This is a genomic window from Pseudomonas sp. S12(2018) (genome assembly GCF_024355235.1).
Lineage (GTDB): Bacteria > Pseudomonadota > Gammaproteobacteria > Pseudomonadales > Pseudomonadaceae > Aquipseudomonas > Aquipseudomonas palmensis.
Genome location: NZ_QLAD01000007.1, coordinates 237,967 through 256,200 on the forward strand (window position 1 = coordinate 237,967; position 18,234 = coordinate 256,200).

General features: G+C 64.3%; 15 protein-coding genes. 6 read left to right on the plus strand and 9 right to left on the minus strand.

Annotated elements, in window-relative coordinates; translation table 11 throughout:
- Positions 1 to 170: 170 nt before the first annotated feature.
- The 3 genes from betA to betI form a co-directional block, all read right to left on the minus strand.
- The gene (gene betA / locus DN388_RS18215) at positions 171 to 1,868 is read right to left on the minus strand and encodes a choline dehydrogenase (protein WP_043860371.1); all 1,698 of its coding nucleotides are present in this window, start codon (positions 1,866 to 1,868) and stop codon (positions 171 to 173) included.
- 81 nt (positions 1,869 to 1,949) lie between these two features.
- Positions 1,950 to 3,422, minus strand: a complete 1,473-nt coding sequence (gene betB, locus DN388_RS18220) for a betaine-aldehyde dehydrogenase (protein ID WP_043860370.1) — start codon at positions 3,420 to 3,422, stop codon at positions 1,950 to 1,952.
- Positions 3,423 to 3,451: 29 nt separating this feature from the next.
- Entirely contained in the window at positions 3,452 to 4,117 is a 666-nt protein-coding gene (betI, locus tag DN388_RS18225) for a transcriptional regulator BetI (RefSeq protein WP_043860369.1), read from the minus strand.
- Positions 4,118 to 4,540: 423 nt separating this feature from the next.
- Here betI and betT point away from each other — a divergent pair, with 423 nt between their 5' ends.
- A complete protein-coding gene (gene betT / locus DN388_RS18230; RefSeq protein ID WP_054915558.1) occupies positions 4,541 to 6,544 on the plus strand; it encodes a choline BCCT transporter BetT in 2,004 nt (667 codons plus the stop codon).
- 143 nt (positions 6,545 to 6,687) lie between these two features.
- Here the strand turns inward: betT and choV are convergent, their stop codons facing one another.
- From choV to DN388_RS18245, 3 genes are all read right to left on the minus strand, one after another.
- Entirely contained in the window at positions 6,688 to 7,866 is a 1,179-nt protein-coding gene (choV, locus tag DN388_RS18235; protein ID WP_043860366.1) for a choline ABC transporter ATP-binding protein, read from the minus strand.
- A complete protein-coding gene (gene choW, locus DN388_RS18240; protein ID WP_173925098.1) occupies positions 7,863 to 8,711 on the minus strand; it encodes a choline ABC transporter permease subunit in 849 nt (282 codons plus the stop codon). The genes choV and choW overlap by 4 nt, the downstream gene beginning before the upstream one ends.
- 70 nt (positions 8,712 to 8,781) lie before the next feature.
- The gene (locus tag DN388_RS18245; RefSeq protein ID WP_255001484.1) at positions 8,782 to 9,729 is read right to left on the minus strand and encodes a choline ABC transporter substrate-binding protein; all 948 of its coding nucleotides are present in this window, start codon (positions 9,727 to 9,729) and stop codon (positions 8,782 to 8,784) included.
- Positions 9,730 to 10,079: 350 nt separating this feature from the next.
- Here DN388_RS18245 and DN388_RS18250 point away from each other — a divergent pair, with 350 nt between their 5' ends.
- A complete protein-coding gene (locus DN388_RS18250; RefSeq protein ID WP_054916697.1) occupies positions 10,080 to 11,456 on the plus strand; it encodes an L-serine ammonia-lyase in 1,377 nt (458 codons plus the stop codon).
- Between the two features lie 393 nt (positions 11,457 to 11,849).
- Positions 11,850 to 12,953, plus strand: coding sequence for a GlxA family transcriptional regulator (locus DN388_RS18255; protein ID WP_043860362.1), 1,104 nt, complete (start codon positions 11,850 to 11,852; stop codon positions 12,951 to 12,953).
- Between the two features lie 101 nt (positions 12,954 to 13,054).
- Here DN388_RS18255 and DN388_RS18260 read toward each other — a convergent pair whose 3' ends face one another.
- The 3 genes from DN388_RS18260 to DN388_RS18270 form a co-directional block, all read right to left on the minus strand.
- Positions 13,055 to 13,315 carry a hypothetical protein gene (locus DN388_RS18260; protein ID WP_043860361.1) on the minus strand — a complete coding sequence of 87 codons (261 nt, stop codon included), beginning with the start codon at positions 13,313 to 13,315 and terminating at the stop codon, positions 13,055 to 13,057.
- A 130-nt stretch (positions 13,316 to 13,445) separates the two neighbouring features.
- Entirely contained in the window at positions 13,446 to 13,865 is a 420-nt protein-coding gene (locus DN388_RS18265; protein WP_043860360.1) for a DUF3010 family protein, read from the minus strand.
- Positions 13,866 to 13,873: 8 nt separating this feature from the next.
- Complete coding sequence (locus DN388_RS18270) at positions 13,874 to 14,284, minus strand: lysozyme inhibitor LprI family protein (protein ID WP_255001487.1); 411 nt, start codon at positions 14,282 to 14,284, stop codon at positions 13,874 to 13,876.
- Between the two features lie 266 nt (positions 14,285 to 14,550).
- Between DN388_RS18270 and DN388_RS18275 the strand changes: the two genes are divergently transcribed.
- From DN388_RS18275 to dgcA, 3 genes are read left to right on the plus strand one after another with little or no spacing between them, the layout of a single operon-like run.
- Positions 14,551 to 15,528 carry a dipeptidase gene (locus tag DN388_RS18275; RefSeq protein WP_043860376.1) on the plus strand — a complete coding sequence of 326 codons (978 nt, stop codon included), beginning with the start codon at positions 14,551 to 14,553 and terminating at the stop codon, positions 15,526 to 15,528.
- Between the two features lie 51 nt (positions 15,529 to 15,579).
- Positions 15,580 to 16,110, plus strand: a complete 531-nt coding sequence (locus DN388_RS18280) for a 4-vinyl reductase (protein WP_043860358.1) — start codon at positions 15,580 to 15,582, stop codon at positions 16,108 to 16,110.
- Between the two features lie 15 nt (positions 16,111 to 16,125).
- Positions 16,126 to 18,186 carry a dimethylglycine demethylation protein DgcA gene (dgcA, locus tag DN388_RS18285; RefSeq protein ID WP_255001489.1) on the plus strand — a complete coding sequence of 687 codons (2,061 nt, stop codon included), beginning with the start codon at positions 16,126 to 16,128 and terminating at the stop codon, positions 18,184 to 18,186.
- Positions 18,187 to 18,234: the final 48 nt, after the last annotated feature.

The following is an 18,234-nucleotide window of genomic DNA, read 5'->3' on the forward strand; positions in this document are numbered from 1 at the left end:
TGTGAGGTTGGCGGGCTGTAAAGCGATTATCGCGGGCACAAAAAAAGCACCGCAGGGGTGCTTGATCTGCTGTGAATGTACCGCCCCCATCGCGGGTCAAGCCCGCTCCCACAAGGATCACATTGGTCTCTGTGGGAGCGGGCTTGACCCGCGATGGGGGTAGCAGGGTCTTAAGCCTGCGGCACCTCACGCATCGGCTTGCCCTTCACCGGTGCACCATTGGCCACATAGTACTTGGCCGTGCTGCGCGGCAATGGCTGGCGGCCACGGATCTTGTCGGCGATCTTCTCGGCCATCATGATCGTCGGCGCGTTCAGGTTGCCGGTGGTGATGATCGGCATGATCGAGGCATCCACCACGCGCAGGCCCTGCATGCCATGCACGCGGCCCTGGCCGTCGACCACCGCCATCTCGTCGATGCCCATCTTGCACGAGCACGATGGGTGGAACGCGGTCTCGGCGTGCTCGCGGATGAATGTGTCCAGCTGCTCGTCGGTCTGCACGTCGGCACCGGGGCTGATCTCGCGGCCACGGTAGGCGTCCAGCGCCGGCTGCGCCATGATCTCGCGGGTCAGGCGGATACCGTCACGGAACTCCTGCCAGTCCTGCTCGGTGGCCATGTAGTTGAACAGGATGCTCGGGTGCTGGCGCGGGTCCTTGGACTTGAGCTGGATACGCCCGCGGCTAGGCGAACGCATCGAGCCCATGTGCGCCTGGAAGCCGTGTTCCTGCACGCCGTTGCTGCCGTTGTAATTGATCGCCACCGGCAGGAAGTGGTACTGGATGTTCGGCCATTCGAATTCCGGGCGCGAGCGGATGAAGCCGCCGGCCTCGAACTGGTTGCTGGCGCCGATGCCGGTGCCCGCGAACAGCCACTGTGCACCGATGGCCGGCTGGTTGTACCAGAGCAGCGACGGATACAGCGACACCGGCTGGGTGCAGGCGTACTGCAGGTACAGTTCGAGGTGATCCTGCAGGTTCTCGCCCACGCCCGGCAGGTCGTGCACCACAGGGATGTTCAGGCTTTCGAGCAGGGCCGCCGGGCCCACGCCGGAGCGCTGCAGCAACTGTGGCGAGGCGATGGCGCCGCTGCACACGATGACTTCCTTGCGGGCACGGGCTTCGACGCGCTCTTCGCTGGCGCCCACCAGGTAGGTCACGCCCACGGCGCGCTTGCCTTCGAACAGCACGCGGTCGCTCAGGGCATGGGTGACGATGGTCAGGGTCGAGCGTTTCTTGGCGGTGTCCAGGTAGCCGCGGGCGGTGCTGGCGCGACGGCCCTTGGGCGTCACGGTACGGTCCATCGGGCCGAAACCTTCCTGCTGGTAGCCGTTCAGGTCTTCGGTGCGCGGGTAACCGGCCTGCACGCCGGCTTCGACCATGGCGTGGAACAGTGGGTTGTTGCCGGCTTTTGGCGTGGTGACGCTCACCGGGCCTTCGCCGCCATGGTAGTCGTTGGGGCCGATGTCACGGGTTTCGGCCTTGCGGAAATACGGCAGGCAGTCCAGGTAAGACCAGTCTTCCAGGCCTGGCAGCTTGGCCCAGCCGTCGTAGTCCATGGCGTTGCCGCGGATGTAGCACATGCCGTTGATCAGCGAGGAGCCGCCCAGGCCCTTGCCGCGGCCACATTCCATGCGGCGGCCGTCCATGTGCGGCTCCGGGTCGGTCTCGTAGGCCCAGTTGTAGCGTCGGCCCTGCAACGGGAAGGCCAGTGCGGCCGGCATCTGGGTGCGGAAGTCGAAGCGGTAGTCCGGGCCGCCGGCTTCCAGCAGCAATACGGTGACGCCTTCGTCTTCGGTCAGGCGGGTCGCCAGGGTGTTACCGGCCGAGCCGGCCCCGACGATGATGTAGTCAAAAACGTGGGACATGTTGCGTACCCTCATAGGCAGTGAGCAGGGGAGCGGGGGAGGCGCCCGGACCTGGCGGCCCGGGCGCGGCTACACGGGTGCTTAGAACACCGAGGCGTAGTTGCCCAGCTCGACCTGTACCGACTTGATCCGCGTGTACTGGGCCAGCGAGCTGACACCGTTTTCACGGCCGACACCGGATTGCTTGTAGCCACCGACCGGCATCTCGGCCGGCGATTCGCCCCAGGCGTTGATCCAGCAGATGCCCGCTTCCAGCTGATGGATGATGCGGTGCGCGCGGCTGATGTCGTTGGTGCAGACACCGGCGGCCAGGCCGTAGTCGGTGTCGTTGGCGCGACGGATGACTTCTTCTTCGGTCTCGTAGGAGAGGATGCTCATCACCGGGCCGAAGATCTCTTCCTTGACGATGGTCATGTCGTCACGGCAGTCGGTGAAGACGGTCGGGGCCACGAAGGCGCCCTTGGCGAACTCGCCGTCGGTCAGGCGCTCGCCGCCACACAGTACGCGGGCACCTTCTTGCTTGCCCTTGGCGATGTAGCCCAGCACGCTTTCCATGTGGGCGAAGCTGACCAGCGGGCCGAAGTTGGTGTTCTCGTCCTGCGGGTTGCCGATGCGGATGCGCGCCACGCGCTCGGCGATCTTGGCTTCGAAGGCGGCTTTGAGCGAGGCCGGGATGAACACGCGGGTGCCGTTGGTGCACACCTGGCCCGAGCTGTAGAAGTTGGCCATCATCGCGATGTCGGCGGCGCGGTCCAGGTCGGCGTCTTCACAGATGATCAGCGGCGACTTGCCGCCCAGCTCCATGGTGACTTCCTTGAGCGAGGAGCTCGAGGCGCTGGCCATGACCTTCTTGCCGGTGGCGGTGCCGCCGGTGAACGAGACCTTCTCGATGCGCGGGTGTTCGGTGAGGTAGGTGCCGACGTCGCGGCCGCTGCCGGTCAGTACGTTGAACACGCCGTCCGGCAGGCCGGCCTCGGTGTAGATCTCGGCCAGTTTCAGGGTGGTCAGCGAAGTGACTTCCGAGGGCTTGAAGATCATCGCGTTGCCGGCGGCCAGGGCCGGGGCGGATTTCCACAGGGCGATCTGGATCGGGTAGTTCCAGGCGCCGATACCCACGGTCACGCCCAGCGGCTCGCGACGGGTGTACACGAACGAGCTGTCGCGCAGCGGGATCTGCTCGCCTTCGATGGCCGGCACCAGGCCTGCGTAGTATTCGAGCACGTCGGCACCGGTGACGATGTCGACGTAGCGGGTTTCGGAGTAGGACTTGCCGGTGTCCAGGGTTTCCAGTGCAGCCAGCTCGTCGTTGCGCTCGCGCAGGATGTCGACGGCGCGGCGCAGGATGCGCGAACGCTGCATGGCGGTCATGGCCGCCCAGACTTTCTGGCCACGCTCGGCGCTTTCCACTGCGCGCTCCACGTCGGCCTGGTTGGCACGTTGCACCTGGGCGAGGACTTCGCCGTTGGCCGGGTTGATGGCGTCGAAGGTGGCGCCGCTGGAAGCGTCGACATAACCACCGTCAATGTAGAGTTTTTGCGTTTCGAAACGGGCCATAGTGTCCTCGCAAGTGCAGTGTGTGTCGGCTATCCGCGCTGTGCTCCTGCTTGTTTGGCACTCGCGACGCGCAGTGGTTCAGAGGCCGGGTCCTGTAGAGCCGGGCTGCTCTGTTTAGCCAGTTGTGAATCCATGTATTCGTAAGCGATCTGCTGCGCCTGGTCGGTATCGAAGGCATCTCCCGACAGCGCGCCGCGCAGCCACAGCCCGTCGATCAGGGCAGCCAGCCCGCGGGCCGCGCTGCGGGCTTCGGGCAGCGGCAACACACGGCGGAACTGGCAGCACAGGTTGGAATACAAGCGGTGATCGTTGATCCGCTGCAACCGGTGCAAAGACGGCTGGTGCATGCTGGCGGCCCAGAAGGCCAACCAGGTTTTCATTGCCGGGCCGTTGACCTGACTGGCGTCGAAGTTGCCCTCGACGATCACCTTCAGGTGGGCGCGCGGGGTGTCCTCCGTGAGCGCCTGGCGACGTGCCGCGACGTTGTCGATCAGCACGTTCATCAAGTACCGCATGGTCGCTGCGATCAGGCCGTTCTTGTCCTGGAAGTAGTGACTGATGATGCCGTTCGACACACCGGCCAAACGGGCGATCAGCGCAATGCTGGCGTCCCCCATGCCGACCTGGTCTACCGCCATCAACGTGGCTTCGATCAACTGCTGGCGGCGAATGGGTTGCATACCGACCTTGGGCATCTGGCAAATCTCCTCAGGCCTTCGGGCAGACGACAGGCGGCTGACTCGGCGAAGACCAGTCTATTTTGTTTTGATTGAACGTTCAATCAACAAAGAATAAGCTCTGCGACAATTCGCGCCATTGACAGGTTTTTGTGGCCCGTCACTGACGCCGATTGGCACCCTAAAAAGACGTGTAACCCCCGTAATGCAAGGCGTGCACGGGTTTAAACGAAACGTTGATCAGAATTGCCCAGCGGTGTCGCACCGTTCGGCGGGCCCTCGGATCGGGACCCTTTTTCTGTTTTTTTCAACGCAATCGGTTTGGGATCACGGTTTTTCAAGGTGCTTTTATAACACCTGACGCAGTGGGGCTATTGCACCAATTGCGCGGGTGACGGGTCGTTTCGTGTTTTCTCTCGCACTGCCTGGAGCATCTGTGCAATGAGTTCTGCCTCCCTGATAAAGACCCCTGCCGAGAGGGTCCGGGTCAACAGCGTGGTGTTCTACACCACGGCGCTGCTGATCCTGTTGTTGACTGCCTTGCTGATCGCCGCCCCGGACACGGCCGGTCAAATTCTCGGCCAGGCCCAAGCCTGGCTGTCGCGCAGCTTCGGCTGGTACTACATGCTGGTGATCGGCGGCTACCTGCTGTTCGTCATCGGGCTGGCGTTTTCCTCCTACGGCAAGCTCAAGCTTGGCGGCAAGGACGACAAGCCCGACTTCAGCTACGGTGCCTGGGCCGGCATGCTGTTCTCCTCCGGTATCGGTATCTCGCTGCTGTACTTTGGCGCGTCCGAACCGCTGGACCACTACTTCAACCCGCCTGCCGGTGCGCCGGCCAGCCTGGAGGCCGCACGCCAGGGCATGCAGCTGACCTTCCTGCACTGGGGCCTGCACGGCTGGGCGATCTATGCGCTGGTGGGCCTGGCCGTGGCCTACTTCGCCTACCGCCACAACCAGCCACTGGCCTTGCGTTCGGCGCTGTACCCGCTGGTGGGTGAGCGCTGGGTCAAGGGGGCTGCCGGGCACACCGTGGACATCTTCGGCATGTTCGTGACCCTGCTGGGCCTGGTGACCAACCTGGGCATCGGTGCGATGCAGGTGTCCTCGGGCCTGGAGTACCTGTTCGGCATGCAGCACAGCAACACCAACCTGCTGATGGTGATCCTGGTGATGAGCACCGTGGCCACGATCGCGGCGGTGTCGGGCGTGGAGAACGGCATTCGCCGCCTGTCCAACCTGAACATCCTGCTGTTCAGCGGCCTGCTGCTGTTCGTGCTGCTGTTCGGTGACACCCTGCACCTGCTCAACGGTTTCGTGCAGAACATCGGCGACTACCTCAACGGCGTGATCCTCAAGACCTTCGACCTCTACGTGTACGAAGGCAACAACGCCAGGTCCGAAGGCTGGCTGGGCCTGTGGACCCTGTTCTACTGGGCCTGGTGGATTTCCTGGGCCCCGTTCGTGGGCATGTTCATCGCGCGTATCTCCCGTGGCCGCACCGTGCGCGAGCTGGTGGCCGGCGTGCTGCTGATTCCGCTGGGCTTTACCCTGGCGTGGCTGTCGATCTTCGGCAACACCGCGCTGGACCTGGTGATCAACCACGGTGCGGTGGAGCTTGGGCGCACGGCGGTGGAACAACCGGCGATGTCGATCTACCAACTGCTGGAGCACTTCCCGGCGGCCAAGATCGTGGTTGGTGTGGCGGTGTTCGTCGGCTTCGTGCTGTTCCTCACCCCGGCTGACTCGGGCGCGGTGATGATGGCCAACCTGTCGTGCAAGGGCGGCGACGTGGACGAGGATGCGCCGCACTGGCTGCGTATCCTGTGGTCGGCGATCATCACCCTGGTGACCATCGGGCTGTTGCTGGTGGGCAACTTCCAGGCCATGCAGACCATGGTGGTACTGGCCGGGCTGCCGTTCTCGGTGGTGCTGGTGGTGTTCATGTTCGGCCTGTTCAAGGCCATGAAGCAGGACACCCAGGTCGAGCAGGAGCAGGCCGAACTGGCGGCGCGTGGCCGTCGCGGCTTCAGCGAGCGCCTCACCCAGCTGGACCTGCAGCCGACCCAGGCGATGGTGCAGCGCTTCATGGACAAGCAGGTGAGCCCGGCGCTGAAAGAGGCGGCGGTGCAGTTGCAGGGCATGGGCCTGCAGGTGCAGAGCCGCGTCGGCCAGTCGCGCGAGGCGATGGGCTTGCGGATCGAGATGGAGGAGGGCAACCCGTTCGTCTACGAAGTGAGCCTGGACGGCTACCTGGCGGCGCCGAGCGAAGCGCCGGCGCAGGGTGAAGGCGACGTGCGCCAGCGTTACTACCGGGCCGAGGTGTACCTGCACAACGGCAGCCAGGAGTACGACCTGATGGGCTTTACCGTCGAGCAGATCACCCGCGACGTGCTGGATCAGTTCGAGAGCCATCGCCAGTTGCTGGGGCGTGTGTACAGCTGATGGCAGATAGCTGAATGAAGAAGGGCCCTGCCGGTGACGGCAGGGCCTTTTTTTGTAGGGGCTATGTGGGCCCGTTCGCCGGCAAGGCCAGCGCCCGCAAAACCCCTGTGGAAGCTGGCTTGCCAGCGAAGAGGCCCGTGAGGTCACCCCAGATTCTTGCCCAACAACGCGTGATACAACTCGCTGTCGCCCAATATCCCCACCACCTGATTCCCTTCCTGCAACACCAGCTTGTTCCCCGTCTGATACCGAATCTGCAACGCCTCGCGCATACCGATATTGGCATTCACCAGCGTCGGCTTGCGCTCCAGCCCCTCCACGGCCTCACCCGGCGCCCAGTTCTGCAAGGCCATGCCGTTGACGCCCTGGCGCGCGCCCCTGATGGTGTTGCCCTCGGCCAGGTCCAGCCAAGAATCACCACCCGGGTCCAGGCATACCGAACCGTTGATGCGCTTGCACTTGTCCAGTGTGCGCATCAGGCTGCGCCCGCACAGCACGTTGAGCGGGTTGGTATGCGCGACGAAGGTACGCACATACTCGTCCGCCGGGTTGAGCACGATCTCCTCGGGCTTGCTGTACTGGATGATGCGCCCGTCCTTCATGATCGCGATGCGGCTGCCGAGCTTTAGGGCCTCGTCCAGGTCATGGCTGACGAACACGATGGTCTTGGCCAGCTTGCGTTGCAGCTCAAGCAGCTCGTCCTGCAGGCCCTGGCGGATCAGCGGGTCGAGCGCCGAGAACGGTTCGTCCATCAGCAGGATGTCGGCGTCCATCGCCAGCGCCCGGGCCAGGCCCACGCGCTGCTGCATGCCGCCCGACAGCTCGTCGGGCTTCTTGTTGCGCCACTGGGTCAGGCCCACCAGCTCGAGCTTCTCGTCCACCAGCTTGCGCCGCTCCTTCTCGGGCCGGCCCTGCATCTCCAGGCCGAAACTGATGTTCTCGCGTACCGTCAGCCAGGGCATCAGGGCGAACTTCTGGAACACCATGGCGATACGCTGGGTGCGCATCATCTTCAGCTCGGCCGGGGTGCAGTGGGCAATGTCGATCTGTGCGCCTTCATGCTCGACGAACAGCTTGCCGCGGCTCACCGTGTTCAGGCCGTTGATGCAGCGCAGCAGGCTCGACTTGCCTGAACCCGACAGGCCCATCAGCACGCAGATCTCGCCCTTGTTGATGTCCAGGCTGGCTTTCTCGACGCCGACCACCAGGCCGGTCTTCTTCAGGATCTGTTCACGCGTGAGGCCCTGGTCCAGCAGGCTGAGCGCCTCACGCGGGTGGCGCGAGAAGATCACGTCGACCTCTTCGAAGCGAATGATGCTCATGCTTCACTCCTTGCCGGTGCGTCCGGTTGCTTGCAGATACGGTCGAGCATGATCGCCAGCAGCACGATCGCCAGCCCCGCCTCGAAGCCCAGCGCGATATCGGCGGTGTTGAGTGCGTTGACCACCGGTTTGCCCAGACCGTCGGCGCCCACCAGCGCGGCGATCACCACCATCGACAGCGACAGCATGATGCACTGGGTGACCCCCGCCGCGATGCTGGGCATGGCATGCGGCAGCTCGATGCGCGAGAGCAGCTGGCGCCGCGAGCAGCCGAACGCCTTGCCGGCATCCAGCAGTTCCTGCGGCACGTCGCGGATGCCCAGGTAGGTCAGGCGGATGGGCGCGGCAATCGCGAACACCACCGTCGAGATCAGCCCCGGCACCACGCCCAGGCCGAACAGGGTCAGGGTCGGGATCAGGTACACGAACGTGGGCACCGTCTGCATCAGGTCGAGTACCGGGCGCATGGCGGTGTAGAACATCGGCTTGTGTGCCGCCAGGATGCCCAGCGGCACGCCGATGGCCACGCACACGAAGGTGGCGAACAGCACCTGGGCCAGGGTTTCCATGGTTTCCTGCCAGTAGCCGAGGTTGAGAATCAGCAGGAACGACAGCGCGCAGAATACGGTGAGCGCCCATTTGCGCTGGATCAGGTGAGCGATCAGGGCCACCAGGGCAATCAGGACGAATGGGTTGAACCAGGTCAGCGCCCCGGTCACCCCGTGAATCATGAACTCCAGCGCCTCGGCGAAGGCGTCGAAGTAGTTGGCGCCGTGTTGCGTCAACCACTCGACGAAGGCCGCGATGTGCTGGCCCAGGGGTATTTTTTGATCGATCAGCATGATAGCGAGCGTCCACCTGCAAGGGATTGGAAACAACCCGCGCCGGGCAATCGCCCCCCGGCGCGGGGCGTGCTTACTGCGTCAGCTTGGCCTTGGCCGCCTCCAGGCCCGGTTTGCCATCCACGGTGGTCACGCCGGCCAGCCAGGTGTCGAGCACCTGCGGGTTCTGCTTGAGCCAGGTCTTGGCGGCGACGTCGGGCTTGACCTTGTCGTCGAGCACCTTGCCCATCAGGGTGCTTTCCATGTCCAGGGTGAAGGAGAGGTTCTTGAGCAACTGGCCGACGTTGCTGCACTCCTGGCTGTAGCCCTTGCGTGTGTTGGTGAGCACGGTGGCCTTGCCGTAGTCGGGGCCGAAGAAGTCGTCGCCGCCTTCGAGGTATTTCATCTTGAAGCGCGTGTTCATCGGGTGCGGTTCCCAGCCGAGGAACACCACGTCGGTGCCACGGCGCTGGGCACGGTCGACTTGCGCGAGCATGCCGGCCTCGCTTGACTCCACTACCTTGAAGCCGGCGTCCTTCAAGCCGAAGGCATTCTTGTCGATCATGCTCTGGATGGTGCGATTGCCGTCGTTGCCCGGCTCGATGCCGTAGATCTTGCCGTCCAGCTCCTTCTTGAATTTCGCGATGTCGGCGAAGTTCTTCAGGCCCTTGTCATACAGCGCCTGGGGCACGGCCAGGGTGTACTTGGCATTCTCCAGGTTGGCACGCACGGTCTCGACGGTGCCGGCATCGCGGTACAGCTTGATGTCGTTTTCCATGGTCGGCATCCAGTTGCCGAGGAACACGTCCATGTTCTTGCCGTCGGCCAGCGACTTGTAGGTCACCGGTACCGAGATCATGGTGGTGCGGGTCTTGTAGCCGAGCGCTTGGAGCACCGCACTGGTGACTGCAGTGGTCACGGTGATGTCGGTCCAGCCGACGTCGGAGAAGTTGACGGTGTGGCACTGCTCGGGCTCCACGGCCTGGGCCAGCGCCGGCAGGCTCAGCAGCGCGGCCAGCAACAGCGGGGGTGAACCTTTCATGGTGGACTCCTGGTTTTTTTCGGATGTCCCACGGGACAGGGGCCGTGCAATCGAGTCGGTACCGATCATCTAACAGCGAAAATCAAACGCCTACCGGGTGCGTCGTATCCAGTACAGGCAGGGTCGCATCCAGTGCCAATGAGGTCGCTTACAGTGTCGTCGGCCTCGAAAAACGCGGTTCTGGCGCATGTGCACCGCAAAAAAACGGCGCAGGTCCTGCCCTGGCAACGGGCGGCGCTGCTGGACAAGAGCGCGTCGGTTGCAGACGTCGTGGTCGCTGACAAAAGCCTGATGATGCGCGAAACCGGCGGATTGCCGCCTTTTCAGCGTAGCAGCCAGAGGTACGCGGCATGGCCATCAGTGTGTTCGACCTGTTCAAGATCGGTGTCGGCCCTTCAAGCTCGCACACCGTCGGCCCGATGCGCGCCGCAGCGCTGTTCGTGCAGGGGCTGCGCGAGCGCAACCTGCTGGCCCGGGTGCGGCGTATCGAGGTGCGCCTGTACGGCTCGCTGTCGGCCACCGGCATCGGTCACGGCAGTGACAACGCGGTGATCATGGGCCTGATGGGCGAATGGCCGGACGCCATCGACCCGGCGCAGATCGCCCCGCGCATCGCCACGCTGCGCGAAACCGACAGCCTGCTGCTGGACGGACGCTGGCCGGTCGGCTTCGTCTGGGCCCGCGACATGCGCCTGCTGGACGAGAACCTGCCGTACCACCCCAATGCCCTGACCCTGATCGCCGAGGGCGAGCAGGGCGAGCTGCACCGCGATACCTACTACTCGGTGGGCGGCGGCTTCGTGGTGGACGCGGCGCAGGCGGCCAGCGGTGTGCTGGACGCCGACACCACTGTGCTGCCCTACGACTTCAACAGTGCCGTGGAACTGCTGGATTTGTGCCGGCAGCACGACCTGCGCGTGTCGCAACTGATGCTGGAGAACGAAAAGGTGTGGCGCAGCGAGGCTGAAATCCGTGCCGGGCTCATGACCCTGTGGCGGGCCATGCAGGCCTGTGTCGAAAACGGCCTGCGCCACGAGGGCATCCTGCCGGGCGGGCTCAATGTGCGCCGCCGCGCGGCACGCCTGCACCGCAGCCTGCAGGAACTGGGCAAGCCCAACGTGATCGGCTCCACCCTCAGTGCCATGGAGTGGGTCAACCTGTATGCGCTGGCGGTCAACGAGGAAAACGCCGCAGGCGGGCGCATGGTCACCGCCCCCACCAACGGCGCGGCAGGCATCATCCCGGCGGTGCTGCACTACTACATGCGCTTCAGCGACGAGGTCAGCGAAGCCAGCGTGGTGGACTTCTTTCTGGGCGCGGCGGCGGTGGGCATCCTGTGCAAGAAGAACGCGTCGATCTCCGGCGCCGAAGTCGGCTGCCAGGGCGAGGTCGGCTCGGCCTGCGCAATGGCGGCGGCGGGCCTGGCCGAAGTGCTCGGGGCCACCCCGGCGCAACTGGAGAACGCCGCCGAGATCGGCCTGGAACACAACCTGGGGCTGACCTGCGATCCGGTTGGCGGGCTGGTGCAGGTGCCGTGCATCGAGCGCAACGCGATTGCCGCGGTCAAGGCGATCAACGCCGCGCAAATGGCCTTGCGCGGTGACGGCGAGCACTTCATCTCCCTCGACCGGGTGATCCGCACCATGCGCGACACCGGCGCCGACATGCACGACAAGTACAAGGAAACCTCTCGCGGCGGGCTGGCGGTGAACGCCATCGAATGCTGAGGCGTGGCTGCGCCGTTTTGGCCCATCGCTTTGAGCGTGCGCTGCGTTTTGGCGCGCCCCGGCCGATGGCGATTCACTGGCCACGCCACCCCTTCCAGCACGCGCGGTGACACCGCGCGTTGTCGTTTCTGGGCATCCTTCCCACAAGTGCTACCCAATTTCACAACGGGACTACAGACAGGCTTTGGCCCGGCCTTTTGCGTTTAAAAGCGACCCTGCGGGCGTGGGCGAACTAGACACATCGCGATGTCGTTTTCAGGTGTTGTTGAATGCGTATTCAAGTTTGGGCATGGCATTTGCGTTGGGTTTGGCAAAGCCCCTGCAATCGAACCGGGGCCATGACAAAAAGCCCGAGCCTGAGGCACACCCTGCATTGTGTGAGGAGAGATCGCGATGACGTCGTACAACTCCGCAACCCCAAACCAGAACCGCACCCCCCAATCCATCGGTTTCCTGCTGCTGGACAACTTCACGCTGATCTCCCTGGCCTCCGCGGTCGAGCCGCTGCGCATGGCCAACCAGTTGTCGGGTCGCGAGCTGTATCGCTGGAGCACACTGAGCGTGGATGGCGGTCAGGTGTGGGCCAGCGACGGCCTGCAGATCACTCCTGATTCGGCGATGCATGCGGCGCCGGCGATGGACACCGTGATCGTGTGTGGCGGCATCGGCATCCAGCGCACCGTGACCCGTGAACATGTGACCTGGCTGCAGAGCCAGGCCCGCCAGTCGCGTCGGCTGGGGGCGGTGTGTACCGGCAGCTGGGCGCTGGCCTGTGCGGGGCTGCTCGATGGCTTCGATTGCAGCGTGCACTGGGAGTGCCTGGCCGCGATGCAGGAGGCCTTCCCGCGGGTGAGCATGAGCACGCGCCTGTTTACCCTGGACCGCAACCGCTTCACCAGCTCGGGCGGCACCGCGCCGCTGGACATGATGCTGCACCTGATCAGCCGCGATCATGGCCGCGAGCTGTCGGCGGCGATCTCGGAGATGTTCGTGTACGAGCGCATCCGCAACGAGCAGGACCACCAGCGCGTGCCGCTCAAGCACATGCTCGGTACCAACCAGCCCAAGCTGCAGGAAATCGTGGCGCTGATGGAGGCCAACCTCGAAGAACCGATCGACCTGGACGAACTGGCGGTGTACGTGGCGGTGTCGCGGCGCCAGCTGGAGCGGTTGTTCCAGAAGTACCTGCATTGTTCGCCTTCGCGCTATTACCTGAAGCTGCGGCTGATTCGTGCGCGGCAGCTGCTCAAGCAGACGCCGATGTCGATCATCGAGGTGGCATCGGTGTGCGGGTTCGTGTCCACGCCGCACTTTTCCAAGTGCTACCGGGAATACTTCGGGATACCGCCGCGTGATGAGCGGGTAGGCTCGAACACGGCCCAGCAGGTGGCGATGATGCCGCTGCCGCAGGCGCTGGTGCTGTCGCCGCTGGCCGGGCCGATGTCGGCGCTGAGTCAGGCGCGCAATGAGTCGACGTTTGCCAGTGTGAGGCTGTAGACCAGGCCGACAGCATCGCGGGTCAAGCCCGCTCCCACCGGTACATCGCTGCTCTGAAGGGCAGTGAAGCGCCTGTGGGAGCGGGCTTGGCCCGCGAGGGGTCAACCGTGAAGGCTTTTGTGGTTCGCCAGCGCCGGCAGCAACTGCTTGTCGATCGCCTGGCGCACCGCCGGCAGGATCGTCGCGCTGCCGGTGTACAACTGCTCCACCAGGCCGCGCAGGGCCCGGGCGCGTTCTGCGCTCAAGCCGCGTACCGCACATTCGCAGGCCTGCTCGGCGCTAGCGCCGGCAGGCATCTCGAAGCCCAGGGCGCGCAGTTGGCCCAGCAGGTCGTCCTGATCGATCAAATCGGCGTGCATCATGGCGGTTGTCCTTGTTCGAGGCGAAGGGTGCCCCGATTCTGGGAGCGCTGCGCGGTGGCGACAAGGGGCATGGCCGGCATACCTATGAACAGGTCGTTTTTGGCTAGATCAGTGACGTGCGCAGGCGCCCTCAGCCGCGCTTGAGCAGCGCCGCACAGGCGCTCTTGTAGGCCTCATGCTGATACTTGTTCAGCGTTCCCGGCAGCTCGAGATTGTGCTTCTTGGCCTGGGCGCTGACGGTCTGCGGCGACACCAGCTCCACCGTGCAGTTGTCCAGCAACTGCAGCACGCCCTCGATCTTGAAGGTGGTCGGGCCGCCGGCAAAGTCGCCTTTCTTGCTGCGCTTCTTGATCGCCAGTTGCCCGATGCCATGCTCGCTGACAAAGGCTCTGACCTGTGCGGCGAATGCCTTTACCTGGGCGGCATCCTCGTCATCCTCCAGGCCGATCTTCTTGGTGGCCACGCCAACGTGCACGGGCTGGCCGGCGTCCAGGCTGGCCACGGCCAGCAGGGCTTCGCTGCCCTTGATTTCGATGCCGCAGATTTTCATGGGGTGCCTCAATCGGAGTTTTGCAGGCCAAGGGACTGCAGGTATTCGGAGCGGTCGTCGCTGCGTTGCGCCAGGCAGGTGTTCAGTGCGGTGTCGTACTCCTTGCCCGGTGTGCTGTCGAAGGTCTCGACCTTGCAGTCGGCGTCGCGTACTTGCTTCCACAGGTTCTGGGCGGCGTTCAGGCGGTTGCTCAGTTCGGTGATCTTCGCACCCTGGCCGGCATACTGTTCCTTGATGCGTTCGAGCAGGTCGCCGAAGGCGGCGTTCAGCTCGCGTTCGGCGACCGTACGGCTGTAGGCGGCGCAGGCGTAGTTCTGCTGGGCCGTCTCGACGTTGTCGCACGGGGTGGGAGCGTCACTTTCCTCGGCCTGTGCGCCCAGCGCCACAGCCGCAAGCACAAGCCATACCAGCGATTTCATCTACAGAGTCTCCCACCAGGGTGCGCGTAAAGGATCCGCGATTCTCGCAAAGCACCGTAGCAAAGAACAGCATGGCGAGCGGGCAATGGTCGGCACTGTTCGGCACCTTCCCGGCGGGTGCCGCCCGGGCCCTTTGTCGCACCTTGACGTTTTCGGCAATTCCCCTGTCGTTTTTGCATCCTGGCGACCTGGCGCCTAGGCATATGCTGGCCCCAAAGCGCCGGCAGACGATTCGGCGCCGCAACGTCATACAAGGGGACAGCCTGATGAGCCCGGCCGAATTGCACGCAGACAGCATCGTTATCGACGGGCTGATCATCGCCAAGTGGAACCGCGAGCTGTTCGAGGACATGCGCAAGGGCGGCCTCACCGCCGCCAACTGCACTGTCTCGGTGTGGGAGGGCTTTCAGGCCACCATCAACAGCATCGTCGCCAGCCAGAAGCTGATTCGCGAAAACAGCGACCTGGTACTGCCGGTACGCACCACCGCCGACATCCGCAAGGCCAAGGAGCAGGGCAAGACCGGCATCCTCTTCGGCTTCCAGAACGCCCATGCCTTCGAGGACCAGCTCGGCTACGTGGAGATCTTCAAGCAGCTGGGCGTGGGCATCGTGCAGATGTGCTACAACACCCAGAACCTGGTGGGTACCGGCTGCTATGAGCGCGACGGCGGGTTGTCCGGCTTCGGTCGCGAAATCGTCGCCGAGATGAACCGCGTGGGGGTCATGTGCGACCTGTCCCACGTCGGCTCCCGAACCAGCGAGGAAGTCATCCTCGAATCGAAAAAACCGGTGTGCTATTCCCACTGCCTGCCCTCCGGGCTCAAGGAGCACCCGCGCAACAAGTCCGATGCCGAGTTGAAGTTCATCGCCGACCATGGCGGCTTTGTCGGCGTGACCATGTTCGCGCCGTTTCTGGCCAAGGGTATCGACGCGACCATCGACGACTACGCCGAGGCCATCGAATACACGATGAACCTGGTGGGTGAAGACGCCATCGGCATCGGCACCGACTTCACCCAGGGCCACGGCCAGGACTTCTTCGAGTACCTGACCCACGACAAGGGCTATGCGCGCCGCCTCACCAGCTTCGGCAAGATCATCAACCCGCTGGGCATCCGCACCGTGGGCGAATTTCCCAACCTCACCGAAACCCTGCTCAAGCGCGGCCACCCCGAGCGGGTGGTGCGCAAGATCATGGGCGAGAACTGGGTCAATGTCCTGAAAGACGTCTGGGGCGAGTAACCCCACGCCTCACCCAGCCGCATCCTTTTTCTTTTATGGAGTTCAGTTTCCATGGCCAAGATCGCCCCGCAATTGCCCATCGAAGTCGACAGCGAAACCGGTGTGTGGACCAGCGACGCGCTGCCGATGCTGTACGTGCCGCGACATTTCTTCGTCAACAACCACATGGGCATTGAAGAGGTGTTGGGCGCCGACGCCTACGCCGAGATTCTGTACAAGGCCGGCTACAAGTCGGCCTGGCACTGGTGCGAGAAGGAGGCCGAATGCCACGGCCTGCAGGGCGTGGCGGTGTTCGAGCACTACATGAAGCGCCTGTCGCAACGCGGCTGGGGGCTGTTCACGATCCAGGACATCGACCTCGACAGGGGTACCGCCAGCGTCAGGCTCGAACACTCAGCCTTCGTCTATGTGTACGGCAAGGTCGGGCGCAAGGTCGACTACATGTTCACCGGCTGGTTCGCCGGCGCCATGGACCAGATCCTGGCGGCCCGCGGCAGCTCCCTTCGCACGGTCGCCGAGCAGGTCTACGGCGGTTCGGAACACGGCCACGACGACGGCCTGTTCATCGTCAAGCCCCTGTAAGTCGAGGAACCCGCCATGGCTTTCGAAGCAATGTTCCAGCCGCTGCAGATCGGCAAGCTGACCATCCGCAACCGGGTACTGAGCACCGCACACGCCGAGGTGTACGCCACCGACGGCGGCATGACCACCGAGCGCTACGTGAAGTACTACGAAGAGAAGGCCAAGGGCGGCATCGGTCTGGCCATCTGCGGCGGTTCGTCGGTAGTGGCCATCGACAGCCCGCAGCAGTGGTGGGCTTCGGTCAACCTGGCCACCGACCGCATCATCCCGCACTTCCAGAACCTGGCCGACGCCATGCACAAGCACGGCGCCAAGATCATGATCCAGATTACCCACATGGGCCGGCGCTCGCGCTGGGACGGCTATCACTGGCCGACCCTGATGTCGCCCTCGGGCATCCGCGAACCGGTGCACCGCGCCACCTGCAAGACCATCGAGCCGGAGGAGATCTGGCGCGTGATCGGCAACTACGCGCAGGCCGCGCGCCGCGCCAAGGAAGGCGGGCTGGACGGGGTGGAACTGTCGGCAGTGCACCAGCACATGATCGACCAGTTCTGGAGCCCGCGGGTCAACAAGCGCACCGATGAATGGGGCGGCAGCTTCGAGAACCGCATGCGCTTCGGCCTGGAAGTGCTCAAGGCGGTGCGCGAGGAAGTCGGCCCCGACTTCTGCGTGGGCATGCGCATCTGCGGCGACGAGTTCCACCCCGATGGCCTCAGCCACGAGGACATGAAGGAAATCGCCAGGTACTACGACGCCACCGGCATGCTGGACTTCTTCGGCGTGATCGGCTCGGGCTGCGACACCCACAACACCCTGGCCAACGTGATCCCCAACATGAGCTTCCCGCCCGAGCCGTTCCTGCACCTGGCGGCGGGCATCAAGGAGGTGGTGAGCGTGCCGGTGATGCACGCGCAGAACATCAAGGACCCCAACCAGGCCACGCGCATTCTGGAGGGCGGCTACGTGGACATGGTCGGCATGACTCGCGCGCACATCGCCGACCCGCACCTGATCGCCAAGATCAAGATGGGCCAGATCGACCAGATCAAGCAGTGCGTGGGCGCCAACTACTGCATCGACCGCCAGTACCAGGGCCTGGACGTGCTGTGCATCCAGAACGCCGCCACTTCGCGGGAATACATGGGCGTGCCGCACATCATCGAGAAATCCACCGGCCCCAGACGCAAGGTGGTGGTGGTCGGTGCCGGCCCGGCCGGCATGGAGGCGGCGCGGGTGGCGGCCGAGCGCGGGCATGACGTGACCCTGTTCGAGAAGAAGGAGGCGATCGGCGGGCAGATCAGCATCGCCGCCAAGGCTCCGCAACGCGACCAGATCGCCGGCATCACGCGCTGGTACCAGCTGGAGCTGGCGCGGTTGAAGGTCGACCTGCGCCTGGGTACGGCGGCGGACGTCGACACCCTCATGGACCTGCGCCCCGACGTGGTGGTGCTGGCGGTGGGCGGGCACCCGTTCATCGAGCAGAACGAGCACTGGGGCGCGGCCGAGGGCCTGGTGGTCAGCAGCTGGGACGTGCTCGACGGCACGGTGGCGCCGGGCAAGACCGCGCTGGTGTACGACACCATCTGCGAATTCACCGGCATGTCGGTGGCGGATTTTCTGGCCGACAAGGGTAGCCAGGTGGAGATCGTCACCGACGATATCAAGCCGGGAGTGGCGATTGGCGGCACCTCGTTCCCCACCTACTACCGCAGCATGTACCCCAAGGAAGTGATCATGACCGGCGACCTGATGCTGGAGAAGGTCTACCGCGAGGGCGACAAGCTGGTGGCAGTGCTGGAGAACGAATACACCGGGGCACTGGAGGAGCGGGTGGTCGACCAGGTGGTGATCGAGAACGGTGTGCGCCCCGACGAGACCCTGTACTACGCACTCAAGGAGGGCTCGCGCAACAAGGGCCAGATCGATGTGGAGGCGCTGTTCGCGATTGAGCCGCAGCCGATATTGAGCCAGCCGGGGGAGGGGTACCTGCTGTACCGGATCGGCGATTGCGTGGCGCAGCGCAACACCCATGCGGCGATCTACGACGCCTTGCGCCTGTGCAAGGATTTCTGATCGCTCTGTGAACCGATTGTCCCGGTCGCTCGGGCTTTTTGTGGGAGC

Coding starts and splice junctions, on each gene's coding strand:
- betA (WP_043860371.1), bottom strand. CDS start 1,868: ATGTCCCACGTTTTTGACTACATCATCGTCGGGGCCGGCTCGGCCGGT.
- betB (WP_043860370.1), bottom strand. CDS start 3,422: ATGGCCCGTTTCGAAACGCAAAAACTCTACATTGACGGTGGTTATGTC.
- betI (WP_043860369.1), bottom strand. CDS start 4,117: ATGCCCAAGGTCGGTATGCAACCCATTCGCCGCCAGCAGTTGATCGAA.
- betT (WP_054915558.1), top strand. CDS start 4,541: ATGAGTTCTGCCTCCCTGATAAAGACCCCTGCCGAGAGGGTCCGGGTC.
- choV (WP_043860366.1), bottom strand. CDS start 7,866: ATGAGCATCATTCGCTTCGAAGAGGTCGACGTGATCTTCTCGCGCCAC.
- DN388_RS18245 (WP_255001484.1), bottom strand. CDS start 9,729: ATGAAAGGTTCACCCCCGCTGTTGCTGGCCGCGCTGCTGAGCCTGCCG.
- DN388_RS18250 (WP_054916697.1), top strand. CDS start 10,080: ATGGCCATCAGTGTGTTCGACCTGTTCAAGATCGGTGTCGGCCCTTCA.
- DN388_RS18255 (WP_043860362.1), top strand. CDS start 11,850: ATGACGTCGTACAACTCCGCAACCCCAAACCAGAACCGCACCCCCCAA.
- DN388_RS18260 (WP_043860361.1), bottom strand. CDS start 13,315: ATGATGCACGCCGATTTGATCGATCAGGACGACCTGCTGGGCCAACTG.
- DN388_RS18265 (WP_043860360.1), bottom strand. CDS start 13,865: ATGAAAATCTGCGGCATCGAAATCAAGGGCAGCGAAGCCCTGCTGGCC.
- DN388_RS18270 (WP_255001487.1), bottom strand. CDS start 14,284: ATGAAATCGCTGGTATGGCTTGTGCTTGCGGCTGTGGCGCTGGGCGCA.
- DN388_RS18275 (WP_043860376.1), top strand. CDS start 14,551: ATGAGCCCGGCCGAATTGCACGCAGACAGCATCGTTATCGACGGGCTG.
- DN388_RS18280 (WP_043860358.1), top strand. CDS start 15,580: ATGGCCAAGATCGCCCCGCAATTGCCCATCGAAGTCGACAGCGAAACC.
- dgcA (WP_255001489.1), top strand. CDS start 16,126: ATGGCTTTCGAAGCAATGTTCCAGCCGCTGCAGATCGGCAAGCTGACC.